This window comes from Rhodanobacter sp. UC4437_H4 (assembly GCF_052978425.1).
In genome coordinates, this window is the sequence record NZ_CM129673.1 from 342,246 (window position 1) to 365,101 (window position 22,856).

The 22,856-nt window shown below is 67.8% G+C and carries 22 protein-coding genes, 1 tRNA gene and 1 other RNA gene; 15 read left to right on the plus strand and 9 right to left on the minus strand.

The annotated features are described in order from the left end of the window. Positions 1-10: 10 nt before the first annotated feature. A complete protein-coding gene (locus ACVCL3_RS01770) occupies positions 11-1,681 on the minus strand; it encodes an amidohydrolase (RefSeq protein ID WP_447100295.1) in 1,671 nt (556 codons plus the stop codon). Between the two features lie 127 nt (positions 1,682-1,808). On the opposite strand from ACVCL3_RS01770, the gene ACVCL3_RS01775 reads away from it, so the two are divergent. The 3 genes from ACVCL3_RS01775 (at position 1,809) to ACVCL3_RS01785 (ending at position 4,790) form a co-directional block, all read left to right on the plus strand. Beyond that, on the plus strand, positions 1,809-2,783 hold the full coding sequence (locus ACVCL3_RS01775; RefSeq protein ID WP_447100296.1) for a LysR substrate-binding domain-containing protein: 975 nt from the start codon (positions 1,809-1,811) through the stop codon (positions 2,781-2,783). 64 nt (positions 2,784-2,847) lie between these two features. Continuing rightward, positions 2,848-3,987 (plus strand): pyridoxal phosphate-dependent aminotransferase, encoded by a 1,140-nt coding sequence (locus ACVCL3_RS01780; protein ID WP_447100297.1) that lies wholly within the window; start codon positions 2,848-2,850, stop codon positions 3,985-3,987. 2 nt (positions 3,988-3,989) lie between these two features. Then, positions 3,990-4,790 carry an amidohydrolase gene (locus ACVCL3_RS01785; protein ID WP_447100298.1) on the plus strand — a complete coding sequence of 267 codons (801 nt, stop codon included), beginning with the start codon at positions 3,990-3,992 and terminating at the stop codon, positions 4,788-4,790. 34 nt (positions 4,791-4,824) lie between these two features. Here the strand turns inward: ACVCL3_RS01785 and arsC are convergent, their stop codons facing one another. The 4 genes from arsC to ACVCL3_RS01805 form a co-directional block, all read right to left on the minus strand. Beyond that, on the minus strand, positions 4,825-5,169 hold the full coding sequence (gene arsC / locus ACVCL3_RS01790) for an arsenate reductase (glutaredoxin) (RefSeq protein WP_447098820.1): 345 nt from the start codon (positions 5,167-5,169) through the stop codon (positions 4,825-4,827). A 9-nt stretch (positions 5,170-5,178) separates the two neighbouring features. Next, entirely contained in the window at positions 5,179-6,579 is a 1,401-nt protein-coding gene (locus ACVCL3_RS01795; RefSeq protein ID WP_395118670.1) for a pseudouridine synthase, read from the minus strand. Next, positions 6,576-7,439 (minus strand): SMC-Scp complex subunit ScpB, encoded by an 864-nt coding sequence (gene scpB / locus ACVCL3_RS01800; protein WP_447100299.1) that lies wholly within the window; start codon positions 7,437-7,439, stop codon positions 6,576-6,578. Before scpB ends, ACVCL3_RS01795 begins: the two co-directional genes overlap by 4 nt. A 62-nt stretch (positions 7,440-7,501) precedes the next feature. After that, positions 7,502-8,434 (minus strand): segregation and condensation protein A, encoded by a 933-nt coding sequence (locus ACVCL3_RS01805; protein ID WP_395118666.1) that lies wholly within the window; start codon positions 8,432-8,434, stop codon positions 7,502-7,504. Positions 8,435-9,279: 845 nt separating this feature from the next. On the opposite strand from ACVCL3_RS01805, the gene ACVCL3_RS01810 reads away from it, so the two are divergent. Further along, positions 9,280-9,648 (plus strand): PilZ domain-containing protein, encoded by a 369-nt coding sequence (locus ACVCL3_RS01810; protein ID WP_395118664.1) that lies wholly within the window; start codon positions 9,280-9,282, stop codon positions 9,646-9,648. A 70-nt stretch (positions 9,649-9,718) separates the two neighbouring features. Here ACVCL3_RS01810 and ACVCL3_RS01815 read toward each other — a convergent pair whose 3' ends face one another. Beyond that, positions 9,719-11,404: an AMP-binding protein gene (locus ACVCL3_RS01815; protein ID WP_447098823.1), complete on the minus strand. Its 1,686-nt coding sequence runs from the start codon at positions 11,402-11,404 to the stop codon at positions 9,719-9,721. Between the two features lie 144 nt (positions 11,405-11,548). Here ACVCL3_RS01815 and ACVCL3_RS01820 point away from each other — a divergent pair, with 144 nt between their 5' ends. After that, positions 11,549-11,995: a hypothetical protein gene (locus ACVCL3_RS01820; RefSeq protein ID WP_395118660.1), complete on the plus strand. Its 447-nt coding sequence runs from the start codon at positions 11,549-11,551 to the stop codon at positions 11,993-11,995. 85 nt (positions 11,996-12,080) lie between these two features. On the opposite strand, the gene acnA is transcribed toward ACVCL3_RS01820, so the two are convergent. Next, positions 12,081-14,834 (minus strand): aconitate hydratase AcnA, encoded by a 2,754-nt coding sequence (acnA, locus tag ACVCL3_RS01825; protein WP_447098824.1) that lies wholly within the window; start codon positions 14,832-14,834, stop codon positions 12,081-12,083. Here acnA and ACVCL3_RS01830 point away from each other — a divergent pair. Then, on the plus strand, positions 14,833-14,973 hold the full coding sequence (locus tag ACVCL3_RS01830) for a hypothetical protein (RefSeq protein WP_447098825.1): 141 nt from the start codon (positions 14,833-14,835) through the stop codon (positions 14,971-14,973). The genes acnA and ACVCL3_RS01830 overlap by 2 nt on opposite strands. A gap of 104 nt (positions 14,974-15,077) precedes the next feature. Then, positions 15,078-16,007, plus strand: a complete 930-nt coding sequence (locus ACVCL3_RS01835; protein ID WP_447098826.1) for a LysR family transcriptional regulator — start codon at positions 15,078-15,080, stop codon at positions 16,005-16,007. A gap of 18 nt (positions 16,008-16,025) precedes the next feature. On the opposite strand, the gene ACVCL3_RS01840 is transcribed toward ACVCL3_RS01835, so the two are convergent. Further along, positions 16,026-17,069, minus strand: a complete 1,044-nt coding sequence (locus ACVCL3_RS01840; RefSeq protein ID WP_447098827.1) for a glycosyltransferase family 9 protein — start codon at positions 17,067-17,069, stop codon at positions 16,026-16,028. 75 nt (positions 17,070-17,144) lie between these two features. Here ACVCL3_RS01840 and ACVCL3_RS01845 point away from each other — a divergent pair, with 75 nt between their 5' ends. From ACVCL3_RS01845 to ACVCL3_RS01880, 8 genes are all read left to right on the plus strand, one after another. Beyond that, the gene (locus tag ACVCL3_RS01845) at positions 17,145-17,876 is read left to right on the plus strand and encodes a 3-deoxy-D-manno-octulosonic acid kinase (protein ID WP_447101555.1); all 732 of its coding nucleotides are present in this window, start codon (positions 17,145-17,147) and stop codon (positions 17,874-17,876) included. Next, positions 17,873-18,631 (plus strand): MBL fold metallo-hydrolase, encoded by a 759-nt coding sequence (locus ACVCL3_RS01850; protein ID WP_447098828.1) that lies wholly within the window; start codon positions 17,873-17,875, stop codon positions 18,629-18,631. The genes ACVCL3_RS01845 and ACVCL3_RS01850 overlap by 4 nt, the downstream gene beginning before the upstream one ends. A 116-nt stretch (positions 18,632-18,747) precedes the next feature. Further along, positions 18,748-18,840: transfer RNA gene (locus ACVCL3_RS01855), tRNA-Ser, on the plus strand. Positions 18,841-18,939: 99 nt separating this feature from the next. Next, an RNA gene (gene ffs, locus ACVCL3_RS01860) (signal recognition particle sRNA small type) lies at positions 18,940-19,036 on the plus strand. A gap of 82 nt (positions 19,037-19,118) precedes the next feature. Continuing rightward, a complete protein-coding gene (dnaX, locus tag ACVCL3_RS01865) occupies positions 19,119-20,780 on the plus strand; it encodes a DNA polymerase III subunit gamma/tau (protein ID WP_447100300.1) in 1,662 nt (553 codons plus the stop codon). Next, a complete protein-coding gene (locus ACVCL3_RS01870; RefSeq protein ID WP_395121393.1) occupies positions 20,780-21,103 on the plus strand; it encodes a YbaB/EbfC family nucleoid-associated protein in 324 nt (107 codons plus the stop codon). Before dnaX ends, ACVCL3_RS01870 begins: the two co-directional genes overlap by 1 nt. 103 nt (positions 21,104-21,206) lie before the next feature. Next, a complete protein-coding gene (gene recR, locus ACVCL3_RS01875) occupies positions 21,207-21,806 on the plus strand; it encodes a recombination mediator RecR (protein WP_447098830.1) in 600 nt (199 codons plus the stop codon). A 37-nt stretch (positions 21,807-21,843) separates the two neighbouring features. Continuing rightward, positions 21,844-22,188: a histidine triad nucleotide-binding protein gene (locus ACVCL3_RS01880; RefSeq protein WP_395118650.1), complete on the plus strand. Its 345-nt coding sequence runs from the start codon at positions 21,844-21,846 to the stop codon at positions 22,186-22,188. A 65-nt stretch (positions 22,189-22,253) separates the two neighbouring features. On the opposite strand, the gene ACVCL3_RS01885 is transcribed toward ACVCL3_RS01880, so the two are convergent. After that, positions 22,254-22,844 carry a Slp family lipoprotein gene (locus ACVCL3_RS01885; protein WP_447098831.1) on the minus strand — a complete coding sequence of 197 codons (591 nt, stop codon included), beginning with the start codon at positions 22,842-22,844 and terminating at the stop codon, positions 22,254-22,256. Positions 22,845-22,856 lie beyond the last annotated feature (12 nt).

Sequence of the window (22,856 nt, forward strand, 5' to 3'; positions counted from 1 at the left end):
GGGGAGGTGATCAATCCTTCTTCGCGTACACCTGCCTGCCGCCGACCCAGGTCTGCAGCACCTTGGTGTTCCAGAGCTTGCTGGCCGGGTCCTTGAAGATGTCGTGGTCGACCAGGATGAAGTCGGCCCACTTGCCGGGCTCCAGCGTGCCGATGCGGTTCTCCGCATGCTCGGCGTACGCCGCATCGAGGGTGAAGGCGCGCAGGGCCTGGGTCAGGCTCAGATCCTGCTGCGGATACCAGCCGCCGGGCGGCTGCCCCTGGTGGTCTTCGCGGGTGACGGCCGAGTACAGGCCGAAGAACGGGTTGGGCGACTCGACCGGGAAATCCGAACCCGCGGCGATCACCGTGCCCTGTTTCAGGAAGCGCTGCCACGCGTAAGCCCCCTTGATGCGTTCGTGGCCCACGCGATCCTCGGCCATGTTCATGTCGGAGGTGGCGTGGGTGGGCTGCATCGAGGCGATCAGCTGCAGCGGCACGAAGCGCGGGATGTCCTCCAGCGAGACGATCTGCGCGTGCTCGACGCGGTTGCGCAACGCCTTGGCGTCGGGGTGGCTGCGATAGGCCGCGGCGAAGCTGTCCAGCACTTCGCGGTTGGCGCGGTCGCCGATGGCGTGGATGCCGACCTGGTAGCCCTTGGCGAATGCCTTGTCGATTTTGGCCGTCATGGTGGCAGGCGACATGAACAGCAGGCCGCTGTTGTGCGGGTCGTCGGAGTAGGGCTTGAGCATCGCGGCGCCGCGGCTGCCCAGTGCGCCGTCGGCGAACAGCTTGACCGCGCGCACGGTGAGGAAATCATTGCCGTAGCCGATCAGCGGACCGTCCTTGCTGATGACGTCGAAGGACTCGCCGGTGTCGCGGATCATCGCGTAGATGCGGGCGGTCAGCTTGTGTGCGTCGGCGTACTGCCGGTAGAGCCGGTAGTTGTCCAGATCGATGCCGGCATCGCTGACGCCGGTGAGGCCGACGCGGGCCATCTCGGCCAGCGCCGTGTCCAGCGCAGCGGCTTTCTCCGCCGCGGTCAGCGCCGGCACGTGGGTGTCGACCAGCTCGGTGGCGCCGTCGACGAACACGCCGGCCGGATTGCCTTGCGCGTCGCGCTCGATGCGTCCGCCAGCCGGGTCGGCAGTGGCGCGGGTGACGCCGGCGAGCTTGATCGCTGCACTGTTGGCCCACGCGGCGTGGCCGTCCACGCGGCTCAACCACACCGGCCGGTCGGCGACCGCGGTATCGAGCTCGCTGGCGGTGGGGAAGCGGCCAAGTTTCCAGATCACCTGGTTCCAGCCGCCGCCGCGGATCCATTTCGCCTGCGGATGCGCCTGGGCGTAGGCCTTCACCTTGGCCAGCGCTTCGTCCAGTGAGCGGGTCTCGCTGAGGTCGACGCTGTTGCGCGCGTAGCCCAGTTCCAGCACGTGGCCGTGGGCGTCGATCAAGCCGGGCAGCAGGGTCTGGCCGCGGCCGTCGATCACGCTGGCGCCATCGGCGCGTGGCTGCAGTTCGGCCGTGCTGCCGGTGGCCACCACCTTGCCGTCATCGACCAGCAGCGCCTGGAACTGCTGCAACTTGCCCTGGCTGTCCAGCGTGTAGCCGTTGACGTTGCTGACCAGCAGCTTGGCGGCATGGCCCAGCGGGGCGCTCGCCAGCAGCACGGCGAACAGGAGCACGCGCGGGAACGGAGTCATGTGGAGATTCCGGCAGTCGGGTGCGCCAGTGTGTCAATGCCGGCCGGCAATTTCCAGCGGCGGCTGGCGCAGTCGAACCGCGGTGCTACGCTGGCGCGATGGCCGTGGTTCGTAGATGGATACGAAGATGACGCAACTGAGCGGTGCCTTGCAGGATCTGAACGATCTGTACTTCTTTGCGGCGGTGGTCGAGCACGGCGGCTTCTCCGCCGCCGGCCGCGCGCTGGGCGTGCCCAAGTCGCGCCTGAGCAAGCGGGTGGCCCAGCTGGAGGAGCGGCTCGGCGTGCGCCTGCTGCAGCGAACCACCCGCCGGTTCGTGGTTACCGAGGTCGGCGAGCGCTTCTACACCCATTGCCGTGCGGTGCTGGAAGAGGCCCAGGCGGCGCAGGACGCGGTGGACGAGTTGCGCGCCGAGCCGCGCGGTGTCGTGCGCCTGAGCTGCCCGGTTTCGCTGGCGCAGACCGTGCTGGCGTACCTGCTGCCGGATTTCCTGGCGATGTACCCGAAGATGCAGGTGCGTCTGCTGGCGAACGATCGCCGTATCGACGTGATCGGCGAGGGCTTCGACCTGGCCATTCGCGTGCGCAGCAAGCTGGACACCGACGCCAACCTGGTGATCCGCAGTTTCGGCCATTCCAGCACCACCCTGGTGGCCAGCCCCGCGCTGCTGAAGGTCACCGGGCGCCCGGCGACGCCGGAGGAGCTGGCCAGGTTGCCCGCTCTGTCGATGCGCGAGCACGAAGGCGCGCAGACGTGGGAGTTGATCGACGCCGGCGGGGAGCAAGTCAACGTGGAGGTGCAGGCGCGCCTGATCACCGGCGATTTCGCCGTGCTGCTGGAGGCGGCCCGCCGCGGCCTGGGCGTGGCCCTGCTGCCGGAGTTCGTGTGCGCGCCGGCGATTGCCGCCGGCGAACTGGAAGTGGTGTTGCCGGACTGGACCATGCCCGAGGGCATCATGCATTTCGTCTACCCCAGCCGGCGCGGCATGCTGCCGGGCGTGCGCGCGCTGGTCGATTTCCTGGCCGAGCGCCTGCCGGAAACCACGTTGCTGAAACACCAGCAGTGCCGCAAACGCCCGCAGGCCGAGCTGCCGCCTGCCTGATGCAGGCGACCCGGTCCATGCGCTACGCTGGTTCCCTTATGGACATCCAAACGGCCAGATGACGATGATTGAAACCAAGCTGCCCAAGGTCGGTACGACGATTTTCAGCGTGATGAGCCAGTGGGCGCTGCAGCACCAGGCAGTCAACCTCGGCCAGGGCTTCCCCGATTTCGAACCGCCGCAGGAGCTGCGCGATGCTTTGACGCGGGCGATGAACACCGGCAGGAACCAGTACGCACCGATGCACGGCACCGCCGGCCTGCGCGAGCAGATTGCGCTGAAGACCGCGCGTCTGTACGGGCGCAAGCTCGACGTCGATACCGACATCACGGTCACCTCCGGCGCCACCGAGGCGATCTTCGCGGCAATCGCCGCGACGGTGCGCGCAGGCGAAGAGGTGATCGTGTTCGACCCGGCCTACGACTGCTACGAGCCGGCGATCGAGCTACAGGGCGCGCGCGCGGTGCACATCCCGCTGACCGTGCCGGCGTTCGCGATCGACTGGCAGCGCGTGCGCGACGCGGTGACGCCGAAGACGCGCATGATCCTCATCAACACCCCGCACAATCCTTCCGGCGCGGTGCTCTCGGCGGCCGACCTGGACGAGCTGGCGGCGATCGTGCGCGATACCGGCATCGTGGTGCTGTCCGACGAGGTGTACGAGCACATCGTCTACGAAGGTGCCCATGAGAGCGTGCTGCGCCACCCGGAACTGGCCGAACGCAGCATCGTGGTCTCCTCGTTCGGCAAGACCTATCACTGCACCGGCTGGAAGGTCGGTTACGCGGTGGCGCCGGCCGCGTTGTCGGCCGAATTTCGCAAGGTGCACCAGTACCTGACCTTCTGCACGTTTCACCCGGCGCAGGTGGCATTTGCCGAATTCATGGCCAGCACGCCGCAACACTACCTGGAATTGCCGGCGTTCTACCGGGCCAAGCGCGACCGCTTCCGCGCGCTGCTGGCGCCCTCGCGTTTCAAGCTGCTCGACGTGCCGGGCGGCTATTTCCAGCTGGTCGATTACTCGGCGATCCGCGACGAGGACGATCTCGCCTTCAGTCGCTGGCTGGTGGAGCAGGGCGGCGTGGCGACGATTCCGCTGACGCCGTTCTGCGAACGCCCGCCGGGCACGCGCCTGCTGCGGCTGTGCTTTGCCAAGAGCGACGCCACCATGGAGGCGGCCGCCGAGCGGCTGTGCCGGCTGTGACGATGCTGCCGCTGACCGTGTCGCTGGTGCAGGGCGCCACGCGCTGGCACGACGCGCCGGCCAACCGCGACTATTACGGCGAGCTGGTGCGTCGTGCGCGCGGCAGCGATCTGGTGGTGCTGCCGGAAACCTTCCTCTCCGGCTTCAGCAACGATACCCGCGCCAGCGCCGACACGATGGAGGGCGAGGGCATCGCCTGGCTGCGCGCGCTGGCCGTCGAGGTGGGGGCGGTGATCTGCGGCAGCGTGGCGATCCGCGAGGACGAGGTGGTCTACAACCGCCTGCTGTGGATGCGCCGGGATGGCAGCTTCGAGCAGTACGACAAGCGCCACCTGTTCCGCATGGCCGGCGAGCACACCCGCTACGGCAGCGGCAGGCGGCGGCCAATCGTCGAGCTGAAGGGTTGGCGCATCCTGCCGCAGGTCTGCTACGACCTGCGCTTTCCGGTGTGGTTGCGCAATCGCCGGCTCGCATCGGCCAGTGGTGGCATGGATTACGACCTGGCGGTGTTCGTGGCGAACTGGCCGGCTGCGCGTCGGCATCCCTGGCGTACCCTGCTGCGCGCGCGGGCGATCGAGAACCTCGCCTGCGTGGTCGGCGTGAACCGGGTCGGCGTGGACGGCAACGAGATCGCCTATGCCGGCGACAGCGCGGTGATCGATCCGGTGGGCGAGGCACTGGTGGAACTGGGTGCGCAGGAGCAGGTGGTCACCGTCACTCTCGACCCGGCCCCGCTGCTGGCGCATCGCGAACGCTTCCCGGCATGGATGGATGCGGACTCATTCACGCTTGACGCGGATTGACGAGCGCTGACCGGCACCGGGCGCGAGCGGGCTCCTACAAAATGGCCAGCACCGATTCGGGCGGCCGGCCGATCACGGCCTTGCCGTTGGCCACCACGATCGGTCGTTCGATCAGGCGCGGGTGCGCCACCATGGCGGCGATCAGCGACCGGTCATCGAGCGAGGGCGAATCCAGGCCGAGCTCGGTGTACTCCGCTTCGCCGGTGCGCAGCAATTGCCGGGCGGTCATGCCCAGTTGCTTGAGCAGGTCGACCAGTTCCGTCGCGGTGGGTGGCGTGTCGAGGTAGTTGATTACCTCGACGTCGTCGGCGCGTTCCTGCAGCAGGGCCAGCGTGGCGCGCGACTTGGAGCAGCGGTTGTTGTGGTAGATGCGGATCATCGCTCGCCCTCAACGGTTGCCGGAGCGGTTGCCGCCGCGACCCGGCGGGCGTCCGCCGCCATGGCCCTTGGGCCGCGGGCTGCCCGGGGCGCGGTTGCCGCCCTGGCCACGACCGGCGTGGCCGGGTCGGTTGGCAGGCGCGCGGTTGCCGCTGCCGCCCGTGCCGGCGTAGGGGCTGCCGGCAGCGGGGGCGCCGCGTGAGCGGCCACCCGCCGCGCCACGGTTGCCGGTGGTGGCGCCGGCCAAGCCGCGCCGACCGCCGGGACGGGGGCTGCCATCGCGAGACTCGCCGGCAAACCAGGTGCGCACCGAAGGCAGCTCCTGGCCCGGTGCCACACGACGGCCCTTGCCGTGCCGCTTCGCATTCCCCGGCGCCCGCTCAGGTGCCGCCACGTTGCCGTTGACCTCGCGGCCGTTGCGCGGCGCGGATTTGCGTCCGCGTGCGGGTTCTTCGCGAATGCGGTCGTAGGCACGCAGCTCGCGCGCCTCGTCCTGGCCGCTGGTCCAGGCGCTGCCGGTGCCGTGCTCCGGGCGATATTCGGTGACGCCGCGGGTGGCACGGCGCTGGTGCAGGATCGGGCTCAGCGTCAGCACCGGCTGGGGGAGTCCGAGCCCGCTGGTCTGGCGCAACTGCTTGACGCTGTCGGCGTCGAGCGCCTCGCATTCGCCGCGACGCAGGTTGCGCGGCAGCTCGATCCGGCCGTAGCGGATGCGCTTGAGCCGGCTGACCAGGAAGCCCTGCGAATCCCACAAGCGGCGCACTTCGCGGTTGCGGCCTTCGCGGATCACCACGCGGAACCAGCTGTGGCTGCCGCCGCGGCTGATCACGGCGATCTCGTCGAAGCGGGCCGGACCGTCCTCCAGCTCCACGCCGGCTTTCAGGCGTTCGATGACCTCGTCCGGCACCTCGCCGTGCACGCGGCACAGGTACTCGCGCTCCATGCCGCTCTTGGGATGCATCAGGCCGTTGGCCAGCTCGCCGTCGGTGGTCAGCAGCAGCAGGCCGGTGGTGTTGATGTCCAGCCGGCCCACGGCAACCCAGCGCGCGCCTTTGAGTTGCGGCAGTTGTTCGAACACGGTCGGGCGGCCATCGGGATCGTCGCGGGTGGTCAGCACGCCTTCGGGCTTGTGGTAGATCAGCACTTCGGCGTCATCGCGGTTGTCGGTGGCCACCACGAACTGCTTGCCGTCCATGACCACGCGATCGCCAGCCTTGACGCTCATGCCGATCTCGGCGGGGCTGCCGTTGAGCTCTATCTCTCCGGCCTGGATGCGTTGTTCCAGCATGCGGCGCGAGCCGAGGCCGGCGTTGGCGAGCACCTTGTGCAGGCGTTCCTCCAGGGCCGGTCCGTCAGTGGCTGCGCGGGTGTCGCGCTTCAGGGTAAGAACGGATTTTTGCGGCGCAGTCATGCGCTTTGCTCCTTGGTATCTTGATCGTCGGCGTCGGTTTCGACGGCCGTGGTCGACGGGCTGGCGGAAGGCGAACCGGGATGGTCGGCAGCTTCGTCAGGCCCGGATGAGCCGCTGGGCGCCTGGGCGTCGGCGGCGAGGGTGGGGTGGTGGGCGTCGATCGGTGATCCGGTGCCTGACTCGGCGTCGGACAGCGGTTCGCGCGGGGAGTCGGTTTCGCCCGGATCGGTCGCTTCCGCAACCTGGTCGTCCGCGTCGTCGTCCGGGTCGATGGGCAGGTCGCGGCCGACGTGCGCCGGCAGCGGGTCGGGCTCGAAGCGCATCTGCGGATCTTCCATGTCGCGGATCTCCGACAGCGGCGGCAGCTGATCGAGCGATTTCAGGTTGAAGTAGTCGAGGAACGCGCGCGTGGTGCCGAACAACGCCGGCTTGCCGGGCACGTCGCGATGGCCGACCACGCGAATCCACTCGCGCTCCTCCATCGTCTTGATGATGTTGGAGGACACCACCACGCCGCGGATCTGCTCGATCTCGGGACGGGTGATCGGCTGCCGGTAGGCGATCAGCGCCAGTGTTTCCAGCAGGGCGCGCGAGTAGCGGCTGGGTCGCTCGGTCCACATCCGCGAGATCCACGGATGCACGTCCTGGCGCACCTGGTAGCGGAAGCCGGAGGCGACCTCCTTCAGTTCGATGCCGCGCCCTTCACAGTCGCCGGCCAGTGATTCCAGCGCCTGGGCGATCTGCTGCGAGCCGACGTCCTCGTCCTCGTTGAACAGGTCGCCAAGCTGGGGCAGGGTCATCGGTTGGGTCGACGCCAGCAAGGCGGCCTCGATGATGGGTTTGAGTTGGTCGATCTGCATGGGTTCGAGTCGGTGCCGGGTCGGCGTGGGTCGGTCCAGGGATGGATCGGTCGATGGGTGGATCAGTCGCCGGACGGTTCGGCCAGCGCCGATTCGCCCGTTCGTGTGTCTTCCGCCGGCAGTTCGGCGGGCTCCTCATGGCTGGCCTTGGCCTTGACGTAGATCGGCGCCAGCGGCACTTCCTGCACGATCTCGATCAGCATTTCCTTGGCCAGCTCCAGCATCGCCAGGAAGGTCACCACGATGCCCGGGCGGCCTTCGGCCAGGTCGAACAGGTCCTCGAACCGGTGGAAGGTGTCGTCCTCCAGCCGGCTCAGCAGCTCGCCCATGCGCTGGCGCACGCTGAGCGCCTCGCGCTTGATCGCGTGATGCCCGAACAGTTCGGCCCGGTGCATCACGTCCTTGAGTGCCAGCAGCAGCTCGGTCAGTTCCAGCGGGGGCGGCAGCCGGATCACGTTGCGCTCGCCGGTGTCGGCATGCACCACCACGCTGTCGCGCTCCATGCGCGGCAGGGCCTCGATGTCCTCGGCCGCCCGCTTGAACCGCTCGTACTCCTGCAAACGGCGTACCAGTTCGGCGCGCGGGTCGTCTTCCAACCCTTCTTCCAGCGGCGGACGCGGCAGCAGCAGGCGCGATTTGATCTCGCCCAGGATCGCCGCCATCAGCAGGTACTCGGCGGCCAGCTCCAGCCGCATCACGTCCCGCATCAGTTCGATGTAGGTCATGTACTGCCGGGTGATCTCGGCAACCGGGATGTCCAGGATGTCCAGGTTCTGTCGGCGGATCAGGTACAGCAGCAGGTCCAGCGGACCTTCGAACGACTCCAGGATGACCTCGAGCGCATCCGGCGGGATGTACAGATCCTGCGGCATCTGCAGCATCGGTTCGCCGCGCACGATGGCCAGCGGCATCTCCTGTTGTTGCGGTACCGCGGCAAATGCGTCGGGCGTGGCGGCGCCCGGATCGGACTGCTCGACGACGGATTCAGTGCTCATCAAGGCCTGTCTGGAGAGCCGTGTTCCACGGCTGGCAGTGGGTAGCGCATGTTCATGGTTGTTCGTGGGCAGGCGCGACGTGGTGCTCGCGCCCGGCATGTGCCCGCGCTCAAACGCGTCGTTGGGCGGCGTCCCGGTATCCCGTTTCCGTGCAACATCAAAACCGAGGCGCGGTCGGCGCCATCGTTTCGCCCGGCATGATGAATCCACGCGTCGTGGTTCGGTCAGGCGGGTCGTCAGCGACCAAGGCGCTGCTGTTGCGGGTCGTCGGCCACGACAACAGAGCAAGCCAACTGGCGAACAACTTCGGCGCCGCTGGCTCTTTGCCGGTCAGTCTGGGTACTTCGGTGGACAACCCTGGAGCGCCGAAGGGCCGGCAGCAAGCAGGTTCCATGGGTCCACGCGTGGCCACAGGGTAATGGCAAGCCGGACACAAGTCCAGTCGGTCGCGGGTGGACGAAAAGCGCGTGCGGGGTTCATGTCCGCGTCGGCAACAGGCAGAATAGGGGGTTCCGCCACTACCGCGGGGATGCCGGTGGCCCCACGTGACCCAATGTGACGCTGCGGGGCAAGCGCGAAAGCGCTCGAAGCACCCTTCCAGAGGGGCTGTCGACAGCTGAAAGGAAGGTGTCCTTTCGGCGGCCGGCAAATGCGGCGTCTGCCCACGGCAAGCGGCCTGGCGAGGGGTTTGGCGATGTACGTACGCCGTGGCACGGCAATTGCTACGAGCGGAGGGAGGCCGGACGCACGACAGCCGGTTTCGATGGGGCCGGTGCGGTCGCCGGACATGAGGGTGGTGCGTTCCTGCCCCGGGCAGGCGCAAACGCAGACAGGCGGTAAAACTGATGGCGATCGACAAACAGGGACATGATCGAGGCGAGCCGGAGAAGTTGCGTCCGGCGCGCATGCAGATCGAGACGACGGTGCTGATCAGCCGTCATGGCGAGTCGCACCCCACCGAACTGGTGGATATCTCGGCGACCGGAGCATTGCTGCGCCGCCCGCTGGGCTGGACCGGCGAAACCGGGCAGAGCTGGGTGCTGGACATGATTTTCGGGCACAACCTGCATATCCATCTGGAGGCGACTGTCGCGCGCATCTCCGATCATCACATCGGTTTTTCCTACAGCCGCATTCCGGAGGACAAGCAGGTGCCGCTGTGGAACCTGCTGGGCGGTTACGCCGATATCCTGGAGTACTGGAAGGACGGTTGAGCCGGTTCCGTCGCGCCTGCACGAAAACGCCCGCGATTGCGGGCGTTTTTGCAGGTGGATGTGCGAAGGTTCAGCCCGCGGGTTTCTTCTCGTCGCGCAATTCGCGGCGCAGGATCTTGCCCACGTTGCTCTTGGGCAGGCTGTCGCGGAATTCGATCAGCTTGGGCCGCTTGTAGCCGGTCAGGTTCTCGCGGCAGAACTGCCTGAGCGCTTCCTCGGTGAGGTTCGGGTCCTTGCGCACCACGAACAGTTTCACCACTTCGCCGGAATGCTCGTCGGGCACGCCGACCGCGGCCACTTCCAGCACGCCGGGGTGCGCCATCACCGCGTCCTCGACTTCGTTCGGATACACGTTGAAGCCGGAGACCAGGATCATGTCCTTCTTGCGGTCGACGATGTAGAAGTAGCCGTTCTCGTCCATCTTCGCGATGTCGCCAGTGTGCAGCCAGCCATCGGCGCCGAGCACCTTGGCGGTTTCATCCTCGCGCTTCCAGTAGCCCTTCATCACCTGCGGCCCGCGCACCATCAGCTCGCCGACTTCGCCGACCGGCAGCGGCTGGCCGGCCTCCGACCAGATTGCCACGTCGGTGGACGGTACCGGCAGCCCGATCGAGCCGTTGTACTCCTTCAGGTTCAGCGGATTGATGCACACCGCCGGGGAGGTTTCGGTGAGACCGTAGGCTTCGGCGAGCGTGCAGCCGGTGGTCTGTTTCCAGCGCTCGGCCACCTTGCGTTGCACCGCCATGCCGCCGCCGAGGGTCAGGTGCAGGCGGGAGAAATCCAGTTCGGCAAAGCCCGGCGTGTTGAGCAGGCCATTGAACAGGGTGTTGACGCCGGTCAGCGCAGTGAAACCGGACTTGCCCAGCTCCTTGACGAAGCCGGGCATGTCGCGCGGGTTGGTGATCAGCCAGTTGAGGCCGCCCAGGCGGGTGAAGACCAGGCCGTTCGCCGTCAGCGAAAAGATGTGATACAGCGGCAGCGCGGTGATGATCACTTCCTTGCCGGGCTTGACCAGCTCGGTGCCGATCCAGGCGGCTGCCTGCAGCATGTTGGCGATCATGTTGCCGTGGGTCAGCATCGCACCCTTGGCCACGCCGGTGGTGCCGCCGGTGTACTGCAGGAAGGCGATGTCGTCGTGGTCCATCGTGACCGGCTGCAGCGGGTGCGCCGCGCCCTGGGCCAGCGCGTCGCGGAAACGCACGGCTTCGGGCAAGTGGAACGCCGGCACCATCTTCTTGACGTGCTTGAGCACGAAGTTGACCAGCGCGCCCTTGGGGAAGCCGAGCAGGTCGCCGATGCCCGTGGTGACGATGTGCTTGACCTGGGTCTGCGCTGCCACCTGCTGCAGCGTGGCAGCGAAATTGTCCAGCACCACGATCGCCTTGGCGCCGGAATCCTCCAGCTGATGCTTCAACTCGCGCGCGGTGTACATCGGGTTGGTATTGACCACCACCAGCCCGGCGCGCAACGCCCCGAACAGCGCGATCGGATACTGCAGCACGTTGGGCAGCATGATCGCGATGCGATCGCCCTTGCCGAGCTTGAGCACGCCGGTGAGGTAGCCGGCGAACTGGCGGCTCATCTCGTCGATCTGTCCATAGCTGAGCTGGCGGCCGAAATTGGCGAAGGCGGGACGATCGCGGAAACGGGTGAACGCTTCCTCGAGCACCGCCGGGACCGAAGCATACTGGTTGACGTCGATCTGACCGGGCACGCCGGCCGGATAATGTTCCAGCCAGGGACGTTCGTTGCTCATGCTCTGGGGTTCCCCGTGTTTTCCGTGATGGCGCCGCCGATGGTGGAATCAGGATGCCGAACGCATCCATGATGGCCCATGCGCCGGTTCATTGGAGCATACGCCCGCGCACGGCGGCAAGCCGCGTTGCCATGGAGTCCATCGATGATCGGATCGCGAAAAATCTTCCTGCTGTCGGCGGCACTGCTGTGGTGCGTGGTGATGCTTGCTGCCTGCCACCGTGCGCCGGACGAGGAGCGCATACGTGCCGCAATCACTGCGACGGCGCAGGCGGCGGAAGCCGGTTCGGCCAGCGGCGTGGGCGAGTCATTGAGCGAGGACTTCGACGGCAACGCCGGCGAACTGGACCGGCGCCGGTTGATGGCGATGGTGGGCCTGTTGAAGCTGCGCGGCGAACACGTCGGCGTCTTGCTCGGGCCGGTCTCCGTCGAGCCACGCGGCGAACGCATGGTGGCGACTTTCACGGTCACCCTGAGCAGCGGCGGACGCCTGCTGCCCGATCGGCTGGGGGTCTACAGGGTGACCTCGGGATGGCGCGAGGAAGGCGGCGACTGGCACTGCTATACCGCCAGCTGGGAGCGTTCGATTTAGCAGCCGGCGCGCAGGCGACGCTGCGGTACCCCACAAAGAAAACGCCCCGGCCAGCGGGGCGTTTTCTTGTCAGGGTGTCGCCGGATCAGGCGGCCTTGCGGCCGGCCAGCTGGCGCAGCACGTACTGCAGGATGCCGCCGTGGCGGAAGAACTCGCGCTCCTTCGGCGTGAGCAGCATCACGTGCACGCTGAACTGCTTCTTGCTGCCGTCCTCGGCGGTGGCGGTCACCGTGGCTTCCTTCGCGTTGCCGTTGTCCAGGCCGGTGATGTCGAAGCTCTCGCGACCGGTCAGGCCCAGCGACTTGGCATTCTCGCCGGCCTTGAACTGCAGCGGCAGCACGCCCATGCCGACCAGGTTGGAGCGGTGGATGCGCTCGAAGCTCTCGGTGATCACCGCCTTGACGCCCAGCAGCAGGGTGCCCTTGGCAGCCCAGTCGCGCGAGGAGCCGGTGCCGTATTCCTTGCCGGCGATGACTACCAGCGGCGTGCCGGTTTCCTTGTACTTCATCGCCGCGTCATAGATCGCCAGCTGTTCGCCGCTGGGAATGTGGCGGGTGAAGCCGCCTTCCACGCCATCCAGCATCTGGTTCTTGATGCGGATGTTGGCGAAGGTGCCGCGCACCATCACGTCGTCGTTGCCGCGGCGCGAGCCGTAGGAGTTGAAGTCGATCGGCTGCACGCCGCGCGAGATCAGGAAGCGGCCGGCGGGCGAATCCTTCTTGATCGAACCGGCCGGGGAGATGTGGTCGGTGGTGATGGAGTCGCCGAACAGGCCCAGGCAGCGCGCGGCGTGGATGTCCTCGACCGTGCCCAGCTCCATCGTCATGCCTTCGAAGTAGGGCGGGTTCTTGATGTAGGTGGAAGCTTCGTCCCAGGCGTACAGCGCGCCGTCCGGCGAGGCGATCGCGTTCCAGCGCTCGTCGCCCTTGAACACGTCGGCGTAGTTCTTCTTGAACATGGCCGAGGTGACCGCGCTGGCCATCAGGTCGCTGATTTCCTTGTTGCTCGGCCAGATGTCCTTGAGGAACACGTCCTTGCCCTGCGCATCCTGGCCCAGCGGATCGGTGGAGAGGTTCACGTCGAGCGAGCCGGCCAGCGCATAGGCGACCACCAGCGGCGGCGAGGCCAGGTAGTTCATCTTCACCTCGGCATGCACGCGGCCTTCGAAGTTGCGGTTGCCCGAGAGCACGGCGGCCACCGCCAGGTCGCCGTCGGCGATGCCCTTGCTGACCTCGACCGGCAGCGGGCCGGAGTTGCCGATGCAGGTGGTGCAGCCGTAGCCGACCAGGTAGAAGCCGGTCTTCTCCAGCTCGCTCAGCAGGCCGGTCTGCTCCAGGTAATCGGTCACCACCTTGGAGCCGGGGGCCAGCGAGGTCTTCACCCACGGCTTGGCCTTCAGGCCCCTGGCAGCGGCCTTCTTGGCGACCAGGCCTGCCGCCAGCATCACTGCCGGGTTGGAGGTGTTGGTGCACGAGGTGATCGCGGCGATCACCACCGACCCGTCAGCGACGCGGAAGCTCTGGCCGTTGCGTTCCACCAGCACGCCGGTATCGCCGATCGCGTTGGACGGGTTGCCGATCGCGCTGGCGCCGCCCTCGTTGGAGAAACGGTCGACGTCGCCATTGCCGCGGCGACGATTGGCAGTGAGCGGGCCCACCACTTCGTGGAAGTTCTTCTGCACGTCGGTCAGCAACACTCGATCCTGCGGGCGCTTGGGGCCGGCCATCGAGGGCTTCACGTCGGCGAGGTCGAGTTCGAGCACGGCGGAGAACGCCGGCTCCGGGCTGTTGGCGTCATGCCACAGGCCCTGGGCCTTGGCGTACGCCTCCACCAGCTGGATCTGCTCGTCACTGCGGCCGGACAGGCGCAGGTAGTTCAGCGACTCCTGGTCGACCGGGAAGATGCCGCAGGTGGCGCCGTATTCCGGCGCCATGTTGCCGATGGTGGCGCGGTCGGCCAGGGCCAGGTGCTGCAGGCCCGGACCGAAGAACTCCACGAACTTGCCGACCACGCCCTGCTTGCGCAGCATCTGCGTCACGGTCAGCACCAGGTCGGTGGCGGTGGCGCCCTCGGGCAGGCGGCCGGACAGCTTGAAGCCGACCACCTGCGGAATCAGCATGGAAGAAGGCTGGCCGAGCATGGCCGCCTCCGCCTCGATGCCGCCCACGCCCCAGCCCAGCACGCCCAGGCCATTGACCATGGTGGTGTGCGAGTCGGTGCCGAACAGGGTGTCGGGATAGGCCCAGGCCTGGCCGTCGATCTCGGTGTGCATCACCACCCGCGCCAGGTATTCCAGGTTCACCTGGTGGACGATGCCGGTGCGCGGCGGCACCACCTTGAAGTTGCTCAGCGCCTTCTGGCCCCAGCGCAGGAAGCTGTAGCGCGCCTGGTTGCGGTCGAACTCGATCGCGACGTTCCTCTCCAGCGCGTCCTCGCTGCCGAAGACGTCCACCTGCACCGAGTGGTCGATCACCAGCTCGGCCGGCGACAGCGGGTTGATCAGGGTGGGATCGCCGCCCAGCGCCTTCATCGCGTCGCGCATGGCAGCCAGGTCGACCACGCACGGCACGCCGGTGAAATCCTGCAGCAGCACGCGCGCCGGCATGAAGGCGATTTCGGTATCCGGCTCCTTGCTGGCGTCCCAGGTGGCCACCGCCTCGATCTCGCGGGAAGTCACGTCCACGCCATCCTCGTGGCGCAGCAGGTTCTCCAGCAGGATCTTCATCGAGTAGGGCAGCCGCTTCAGGTCGAAGCGTTCGCCAAGCTTGGCGAGGCTGGCATAGGCGTATTTCCTGCCGTTGACTTCGAGAGTGTCACGGGTGGCGAACGTGTCTTTCATGGTGCTGCTCCTGGCTGAATCCTGCGGCTGGGACGACTGGCAAGCATGCGGAAACGGCGCGGCCGGCCCCGCCAAAAGGGGAATTATCGCTCAAACGCTGCATGTCGGCGTCGAGGAACCCGGGCGTGTCGGCGCGTGACGGGCTGCTGCGCCGGTTAGACTGCACCCGGCGCCCGGGCGGGGAATCACGCGGTGCCTGCAGGATGCCCGCCTTGACCATCACAGACAAACGCCTTTGACGACATGCAGCGTTCGATGATTTCGACCCACCTCGCCGCCGTCTCGCTGCGCGACCTTGCGCTGGTGCAGGCGGTGCATCGGAACGGCAGTTTCAACAGTGCCGCGCGCGCGATGCACATCAGTCCGTCCGGCTTGTCCCACCAGGTGCAGAAGGTGGAGCAGGCGCTCGGTGCACCGCTGTTCGAACGTGGCGGGCGGCGGGTGGTGGTGACCGCCGGCGGCCAACGCCTGTTGCAGCAGATCGATGCGGTGCTGGTGGCGGCCGAGCACCTGCAGCAGGTCGCCCGTGCCGGCGAGGTGGCTTTCGGCGGCGCGCTGCGGCTGGGCTTGCCGGCGTCGCTGGGGCCATATCTGTTGCCGCATTTGATTGCGCCGTTTCCGCAGCATTTTCCCGGCGCCCGGCTGGGCATCTCCGAGGGCAAGCCACGCGGCTTGTTGCGCAGGCTGCACGAGGGTGAGCTGGACGCGGTGCTCGCCCCATCGGCATCGACTGTCAGCGGGATTGCCTCACGGGCGCTGTTCTTCGAACCGTGGGAGCTGATGCTGCGCGCCGATCATCCACTGGCCGGCCGACCGTCCATTGCGCTGGAACAACTGGACCAGGCCGAGGCGATCCTGATGGCGGAAAGCCATGCCGACGGGCTCGACGGCAGTGAGCGTGGCAACGTGCAGGACGTCAGCCTGGAAAGCCTCGCCGCGCTGGTCAGCTTGCGCGGTGGCTACGCGCTGGTACCGGCGCTGGCGCACGAGCGGCTCGCCTCGATGCCAGGGATCGTGCTGGCGCGGCTCAAGGGTTCGGCCGGCGGTCGCGAAATCGCGCTGTACTGGCGCGATGCCTCGCCCTGGCACGACGACCTGCACGCCTTTGCCGAGCTGTTGCGAAAGCTGGCGCGGCAGCGACCGGGCTTGCGCGTGCGCAGCGGCAAGGGCTGACGCGTCGACGCGCGAAGGTCAGGCCAGGCCGAGGTCGCGTGCGGCTGCCTCGTAACGGTCGATCACCGCATCCACGTCGATCAAGTCCATCACGCCGGGGCGTTCGATCTTGCTGCCCCACGGAATCTCCGCTGCCGGTCGGCCCAGGTACTTGCGCGCGGCCTCGTCGTACTTGTTCACGCACCAGCGTCGATCGGAGTAGGGGCCGGAGCGCTCCGGGTTGCTGGCGGCATGCAGGCCGAGCACGCGGGTGCCGACGCTGTTGGCCATGTGCATCGGACCGGAATCCGGGCCCAGCAGCAGCTGCGCGCGGGCGAGCAGGGCCAGCAGTTTCTTCAGGGTGTCCTTGCCGGTGAGATCGAGCGGCGCGCGCCGGCAGGCGGCCAGCACCGCGTCGGCCATGGCGCGCTCCGATGCGGATGGTCCGCCAATCAGGGCCACCCGCCAGCCGCGGGAGGCGACATGGTCCATCACCGCCGCGTAGCGCTCGGGCCGCCAGTTGCGCAAGGCATGGCTGGAGGCGGGGCTGACCAGCAAGGTGGGTGTGTCGCCGGGCAGTTGCGTGGCGGCCCAGGCGTGCGCATCGCCGGGGATCGGGATGTCCCAGCGCACCTGCGTCTGTTGCAGGCCCAGCGGTTCGCAGAAGCTGCCGATCGCGTCGAGCACGTGTTCGCCGCCGCGCGCAGGGATGCGCTCGTTGATGACCAGGCCGTGCAGGTCTTTCGCACGGGCGCGGTCGTAACCGATGCGCCGATCCGCCTTGACGGCCAGGCTCAGCAGGTTCGAGCGCATCGCCACCTGCATCTGCAGCAGCGCGTCGAAGCGACGTCCCTGCAGGGCGGCACGCACTGCACTCAGGCCGGTCCAGCCGGCGGCCTTGTCGAAGGTGACGAACTCCACGCCGGGCAGGTCGCCCACCAGTTTGCGTTCGAGCTTGCCGACGATCCACGTCAGCGCGGTCTGCGGCCACGCCTGTTGCAGCGTGCGCACCAGTGGCACGACGTGGGTGACGTCGCCGATGGCGGAGGTGCGCAGCAGGCAGATCGAGGAAGGTGCATTCATCGCGATGGTCGTTGGCCCGCGCCAGCGGAAGGCAGGGCGGGCCTGTGGGTTAGAATCGGTGTCCGGTCACAAGGCATCATGATGCCCGAACGCATCCAGCAAGACGCCCACGGCGCGATTCTGTGTGACGCCGCCGTATCGTCACAAGTCGACAACGACTGGTTTGCGCCGGATTACTGGCGCGAACGCGGCGCCTTGCGCATGCAGGCCGGCGGCCGCGGCGGCGTGGCGATCATCGCGAGCCCGCTCGGCGAGTGCGTGCTGCGCCACTATCGTCGTGGCGGACTGGTACGGGCACTGCTGGGCGATCGCTACCTGTGGCTGGGGGCGCGGCGCAGCCGGCCTTTCAGGGAGTTCCGGCTGCTTGCCGAGATCGCGCGGCTGGGCTTGCCCGGGCCATGCGCGGTCGCCGCGCGTTACCGTCGCCAGGGTCTGCTGTATCGCGCCGACCTCATCACGCATCGCATCGCCGGCGCGCGGACGCTCGCCGAGTGCCTGGCCGGCGGTGACCTCGGCAGCGAGCTTGCGGTCGAGGTCGGCGCGGTGGTCGGGCGTTTCCATCGGGCCGGCATCTGGCATGCCGACCTGAACGCGCACAACGTCCTGGTCTCGGCCGCCGGCCTGCATCTGATCGACTTCGACCGCGGTCGCCAGCGTGCGCCCGCACCCGGTTGGCGCCGGGCGAACCTGCAGCGGCTGCGCCGGTCGTTGCTCAAGCTCGGCGCCGCCGCGGCAGGCGAGCGGGCGTTCGAGCGCGAAATCTGGCAGCCTCTGCTGCATGGCCACGAGCGCGCACTGACGGCATGAACTGGCAACTGCATTTTCTCGGCGTGGGCGCCGCGCATGCGACGGCGCTGGGTGCCTCTGCCGCCGTCCTCGAGCGCGCGGGCAAGCCGGTGCTGCTGATCGACTGCGGACCGGGCACGCTCGACCGCTACACGGCAAGCTACGGCACCCTGCCGGACGCGGTGTTCATCACCCACACCCACATGGATCATGTCGCGGAGCTGGAGCAGTTGTTCATCCGGCTCTGGTTCGATCCCGCGCGGCGTGGGCGGATGCGCCTGTTCACCCACGCCGCGCTGGTGCCATGGCTGCAGACGCGGGTGGCCGATTACCCCGGTGCGCTGGCCGAAGGCGGAGTCAATTTCTGGGAGGCGTTCCAGCTGGTGCCGTGCAGTCGCGGCTTCTGGCTGGATGGCTGCTGGTTCGACGTGTTCGCCACCCGCCATCACGTGCCGGGCACCTCGTACGGCCTGGCGCTGGAGGGCAGTTTCGTCTACACCGGCGACACCCGGCCGATCCCGGAAGTGCTGGCGCGGCATGCCGGCGGCGCGGCGCTGGTCGCCCACGACTGCAGCCTGCTCGGCAATCCGTCGCACACCGGCATCGACGACATCGCGCGGGAATACCCGCAGGCGCTGCAGCGACAGTTGCTTCTTTACCACTACGGCAGCGCGGCCGATGGCGATGCGCTGGCGGCACGCGGTTTCCGTATCGCCACGCCGGGGCAACGCGTCGCGTTGCAGGCGCCGGCCGCGCCGCGCGCCGACGCCGGTTGACTCCCGTTCGATTTGCTTGCCTGCATCCGGGCCTGCGGCTATCCTTCCGCTTCTTTGTCGGGCGGGATGCCCCGCAAGGAAGATCCGGGCGTCCTTGCCGGGTTGCTTCGAAAAGTGGAGAGGTGTCCGAGTGGTTGAAGGAGCACGCCTGGAAAGTGTGTATACGGCTTATCCCCGTATCGCGGGTTCGAATCCCGCCCTCTCCGCCAGTTTCTGAACAAACTGCGACGGCATGAAGCTGGCGCAACAGCAACAGCAACAGCAACAACACAGCAACAAGCGTAATCGCTTGACGTCCATGGTGGCCCCGTCGGTCCCCCCGCGACGATAGTTCGCAAACTCCGCCAGGTCCGGAAGGAAGCAACGGTAGCGAATGACTCGGGTGCCGGGGTGTGGCTGGCGGGGCCGCCACCATTTCGGGCCGGACGTTTGCTGACTTGCGTGCGCCGACTTGGCACAATCGACCTTTGTCCCCACGTTGGCAGTCATGTCCTATCAGGTACTCGCCCGCAAGTGGCGCCCGCGCAAGTTCTCCGAGCTGGTGGGGCAGGAACACGTGGTGCGCGCGCTCACCAACGCGCTCGACACCGGCCGCATGCATCACGCCTACCTGTTCACCGGCACCCGCGGCGTCGGCAAGACCACCATTGCGCGCATCTTCGCCAAGTCGCTGAACTGCGAGCGCGGGCAGTCGGCCGATCCCTGCGGCGAGTGTTCGGTGTGCACGGCGGTGGACGAAGGCCGCTTCGTCGACCTGCTGGAGATCGACGCGGCCAGCAACACCGGTGTGGACGACGTGCGTGAGGTGATCGAGAACGCGCAGTACGCGCCGTCGCGCGGCCGCTTCAAGGTGTACCTGGTCGACGAGGTGCACATGCTGTCGAAGAACGCGTTCAACGCGTTGCTGAAGACGCTGGAAGAGCCGCCACCGCACGTGAAGTTCCTGCTCGCCACCACCGACCCGCAGAAGCTGCCGGTGACGGTGCTGTCGCGCTGCCTGAAGTTCAACCTGAAGCGGCTGCTGCCGGAGCAGATCTCCGGCCAGATGCGGCACATCCTGGGTGCCGAGAACATCGCCTATGAAGACAGCGCGATCGGCGAGCTGGCCCGCGCCGCGGACGGCTCGCTGCGCGATGGCCTGTCGCTGCTTGACCAGGCCATCGCCTATGGCGGCGGCGCGCTGCACGCCGACGACGTGCGCACCATGCTGGGCAGCGTGGCGCGCGGGCAGGTGCTCGGCGTACTGGAGGCGCTGGCTTCGGGCGACGGCGAGCAGCTGCTGGTCGAGTGCACGCAGATCGCCTCCTATTCGCCCGACTTCGGCGGCGTGCTCGACGACATCGCCGGCCTGCTGCATCGCCTGCAGCTGATCCAGCTGATTCCCGGCTACCGGCCGGAAGCGGATGACGCCGACGGCGCGCTGGCCGACCTCGCCGGGCGCATCACGCCGGAGGACGTGCAGCTGTACTACCAGATTGCAGTGACGGGCCGGCGCGACCTCACGCTGGCGCCCGACGCCCGCACCGGTTTCGAGATGGCCTTGCTGCGCATGCTCGCTTTCCGTCCGGGCGACGAACCCGCGGCGGCGCGCGTGGCGCCGCGTGCGCCGACGAGTCAGGCGCACGCGCGTGCACCCGCACCGCCGTCCGCAGATACTCGCGCTGCCACGCCGACACCCGCGCCAGCACCGCGCGAGCCCGCCGCGCAGGCTCCGGCGCCCGCGCCGATTGCACGCGATGCGAGCGGCCGGCCGGATTGGGAGGCGCTGATCGAACGGGCCCAGCTGCGCGGGCCGTTCAGCGTGGTGGCGCAGAACGCGGTGCTGCGCGAGCGTGACGGCCAGACCCTGGTGCTGGCGTTGCAGCCGGCGCACATGGGCATGGCGGTGGAGCCCATGGTCAGCCAGATGGAGGATCGCATCAGCCAGGCGCTGGGCGAGACCATCCGCCTGCGCTTCGTCAGCGAGAGCCAGGCCGACGCCATGCAGACCCCGGCGGCGCGCGCGGCCAAGGCACGCGACAGCGCGCAGAGCGCGGCCGAGCAGGCGATCGATGACGATCCGCTGGTGCAGAGCCTGAAGCGCGACTTCGGCGCCCGCGTCGTGCCGCAATCCGTCAAACCCTTGGGCAACGAACCCGGAGCCAGATGATGAGAGGACAAATCGGTCAGTTGATGCAGCAGGCGCAGCGCATGCAGGAAGACATGAAGCGCGCGCAGGAGGAGATCGCGAAACTCGAAGTCACCGGCAGCGCCGGCGGCGGCCTGGTCAGCGTGGTGATGACCGGCGCGCATGAAGTGCGCCGCGTGCAGATCGACCGGCAGACCTTTGCCGACGACCCCGAGATGGCGGAAGACCTCGTCGCCGCCGCCGTGAACGACGCCGTCAACAAAGTTGCCCAGGCCAGCAAGGACAAGCTCGGCGGCGTCACCGCCGGGATGAACCTGCCGGCCGGGTTCAAGATGCCGTTTTGAGCCGGAAATCGGAAATGGGGAATCGCGAGACCAGGCGCGGGAGCCAGCGAGCCGTGCTTTCCCGACTCTCCATTCCCGATTCCCCATTCGCGGCCAAGGGCCCATGAACAGCTCCCCACTTCTTGCCGAACTGATCGAGGCGCTGCGCTGCCTGCCCGGCGTGGGTGGCAAGAGTGCGCAGCGGATGGCGTTTCATCTGCTTGAGCGCGAGCGCGAGCGCGGGTCGCGGCTTGCGCGGGTGATGGCGCAGGCGATGGAGAAGATCGGCCACTGCGAGCGTTGCCGCAATTTCAGCGAGGAGCCGCTGTGCGCGTTGTGCGCCAGTGCCAGTCGTGATCGACAGGTGTTGTGCGTGGTCGAGTCGCCGACCGAACTGGCGGCGATCGAGCAGGCCACCGGTTATCGTGGCCAGTACTTCGTGCTGATGGGCCGGCTGTCGCCGCTGGACGGGCTCGGGCCGGAAGAACTGGGGCTGGCGAAACTGACCCGGCGCCTGGGCGAGGGCGAGATCGAGGAGATGATCATCGCCACCAATCCCACCGTGGAAGGTGACGCGACCGCGCACTACCTCGCGCAGCTGGCGCGTGCCGGTGGCGTGCGCCCGACCCGGCTGGCCTACGGCGTGCCGCTGGGCGGCGAACTGGAATACGTCGACCGCAGCACGCTGGCGCATGCGTTCGGCGGTCGCCAGATACTGGACTGATGACGGCCACCGCGCCGCCGGATCGAGGGAGTCAAGCATGAGCGATACCATTTTCAGCAAGATCGTCCGCCGCGAGATTCCCGCCGACATCGTCTACGAGGACGACGAGGTGCTGGGCTTCCGCGATCTGAATCCGCAGGCACCGGTGCACGTGCTGTTCATTCCCAGGCAGTCGCTGGCGACGCTCAACGACGCGACTCCGGAACAGGCGGCACTGCTCGGAAAACTGCTGCTGGCCGCCGCGGCCTACGCCAAGCAGGAAGGCTTCGCCGAGCAGGGTTATCGCACCGTGATCAACTGCAACGAGGATGGCGGCCAGACCGTCTTCCACATCCATGTCCATCTGCTGGCCGGACGCCGCATGCATTGGCCGCCGGGCTGACCGGCGCGGACCTGACGAAAAACGGAAAACGCCGGCTGCGAGCCGGCGTTTTCGTAGGCAGATGGTTACTTCTTCGGCGGCGGTGGCGGTGCCGGCGGACGCACCACGATCACCCGCGGGCCGCCCCAGTACGGATAGCCCCACGGGCTGCCCCAGTACGGGCCGAAGCCCGGGCCCCAGAACGGGTCGTAGAAGCCGGGCGGGTAGGCTGCGCGGGGCTGTCGCTTGGGCCACAGGTAGACCACGTTCGCCTCGACGCGCGGGTAGGCATAGTCGTACTCGCCGACCTTCTTGGTCACGGTGCCGTGCAGGGTGCCGGTCACGGTCAGCTCGCGTCCGCGGGTGAACACCTCAGGGTCGTAGAAACCGTCACGGCAGGCGACGAAGCGGCCGTCGTTCTCGCCCGAATTGCCCAGGCGCGGTCGTGCCTGCTTGTCCAGCGGGCGCGACAGCACGAAGAAGCAGGTCTGCTGCGGGCCTGGTTCGGTCTTGATGATCTCGCCACCCCAGCGAACCGGGGTGTCGCCGGCGCCGCCCTGTCGCGCACTGGCGGTGGAGACGGTGGCGTAGTTTCCCTGCAGCGGTTGCGGGATCGTCGCACAACCACCCAGCACGGCAACCGCGGCGGCGAGGGTGAGAGGACGGTAAAGAGACATGAGGTTTTCTCC

Bases quoted from the DNA above. Each gene is read 5' to 3' on its own strand.
- ACVCL3_RS01850 (WP_447098828.1), top strand. From the start codon at position 17,873: ATGAACTGGCAACTGCATTTTCTCGGCGTGGGCGCCGCGCATGCGACG.
- ACVCL3_RS01870 (WP_395121393.1), top strand. From the start codon at position 20,780: ATGAGAGGACAAATCGGTCAGTTGATGCAGCAGGCGCAGCGCATGCAG.
- ACVCL3_RS01820 (WP_395118660.1), top strand. From the start codon at position 11,549: ATGATCGGATCGCGAAAAATCTTCCTGCTGTCGGCGGCACTGCTGTGG.
- ACVCL3_RS01775 (WP_447100296.1), top strand. From the start codon at position 1,809: ATGACGCAACTGAGCGGTGCCTTGCAGGATCTGAACGATCTGTACTTC.
- ACVCL3_RS01770 (WP_447100295.1), bottom strand. From the start codon at position 1,681: ATGACTCCGTTCCCGCGCGTGCTCCTGTTCGCCGTGCTGCTGGCGAGC.
- ACVCL3_RS01795 (WP_395118670.1), bottom strand. From the start codon at position 6,579: ATGACTGCGCCGCAAAAATCCGTTCTTACCCTGAAGCGCGACACCCGC.
- scpB (WP_447100299.1), bottom strand. From the start codon at position 7,439: ATGCAGATCGACCAACTCAAACCCATCATCGAGGCCGCCTTGCTGGCG.
- ACVCL3_RS01880 (WP_395118650.1), top strand. From the start codon at position 21,844: ATGAGCGATACCATTTTCAGCAAGATCGTCCGCCGCGAGATTCCCGCC.
- recR (WP_447098830.1), top strand. From the start codon at position 21,207: ATGAACAGCTCCCCACTTCTTGCCGAACTGATCGAGGCGCTGCGCTGC.
- ACVCL3_RS01835 (WP_447098826.1), top strand. From the start codon at position 15,078: ATGCAGCGTTCGATGATTTCGACCCACCTCGCCGCCGTCTCGCTGCGC.
- ACVCL3_RS01815 (WP_447098823.1), bottom strand. From the start codon at position 11,404: ATGAGCAACGAACGTCCCTGGCTGGAACATTATCCGGCCGGCGTGCCC.
- dnaX (WP_447100300.1), top strand. From the start codon at position 19,119: ATGTCCTATCAGGTACTCGCCCGCAAGTGGCGCCCGCGCAAGTTCTCC.
- arsC (WP_447098820.1), bottom strand. From the start codon at position 5,169: ATGATCCGCATCTACCACAACAACCGCTGCTCCAAGTCGCGCGCCACG.
- ACVCL3_RS01840 (WP_447098827.1), bottom strand. From the start codon at position 17,069: ATGAATGCACCTTCCTCGATCTGCCTGCTGCGCACCTCCGCCATCGGC.
- ACVCL3_RS01805 (WP_395118666.1), bottom strand. From the start codon at position 8,434: ATGAGCACTGAATCCGTCGTCGAGCAGTCCGATCCGGGCGCCGCCACG.
- acnA (WP_447098824.1), bottom strand. From the start codon at position 14,834: ATGAAAGACACGTTCGCCACCCGTGACACTCTCGAAGTCAACGGCAGG.
- ACVCL3_RS01830 (WP_447098825.1), top strand. From the start codon at position 14,833: ATGGTGCTGCTCCTGGCTGAATCCTGCGGCTGGGACGACTGGCAAGCA.
- ACVCL3_RS01810 (WP_395118664.1), top strand. From the start codon at position 9,280: ATGGCGATCGACAAACAGGGACATGATCGAGGCGAGCCGGAGAAGTTG.
- ACVCL3_RS01885 (WP_447098831.1), bottom strand. From the start codon at position 22,844: ATGTCTCTTTACCGTCCTCTCACCCTCGCCGCCGCGGTTGCCGTGCTG.
- ACVCL3_RS01780 (WP_447100297.1), top strand. From the start codon at position 2,848: ATGATTGAAACCAAGCTGCCCAAGGTCGGTACGACGATTTTCAGCGTG.
- ACVCL3_RS01785 (WP_447100298.1), top strand. From the start codon at position 3,990: ATGCTGCCGCTGACCGTGTCGCTGGTGCAGGGCGCCACGCGCTGGCAC.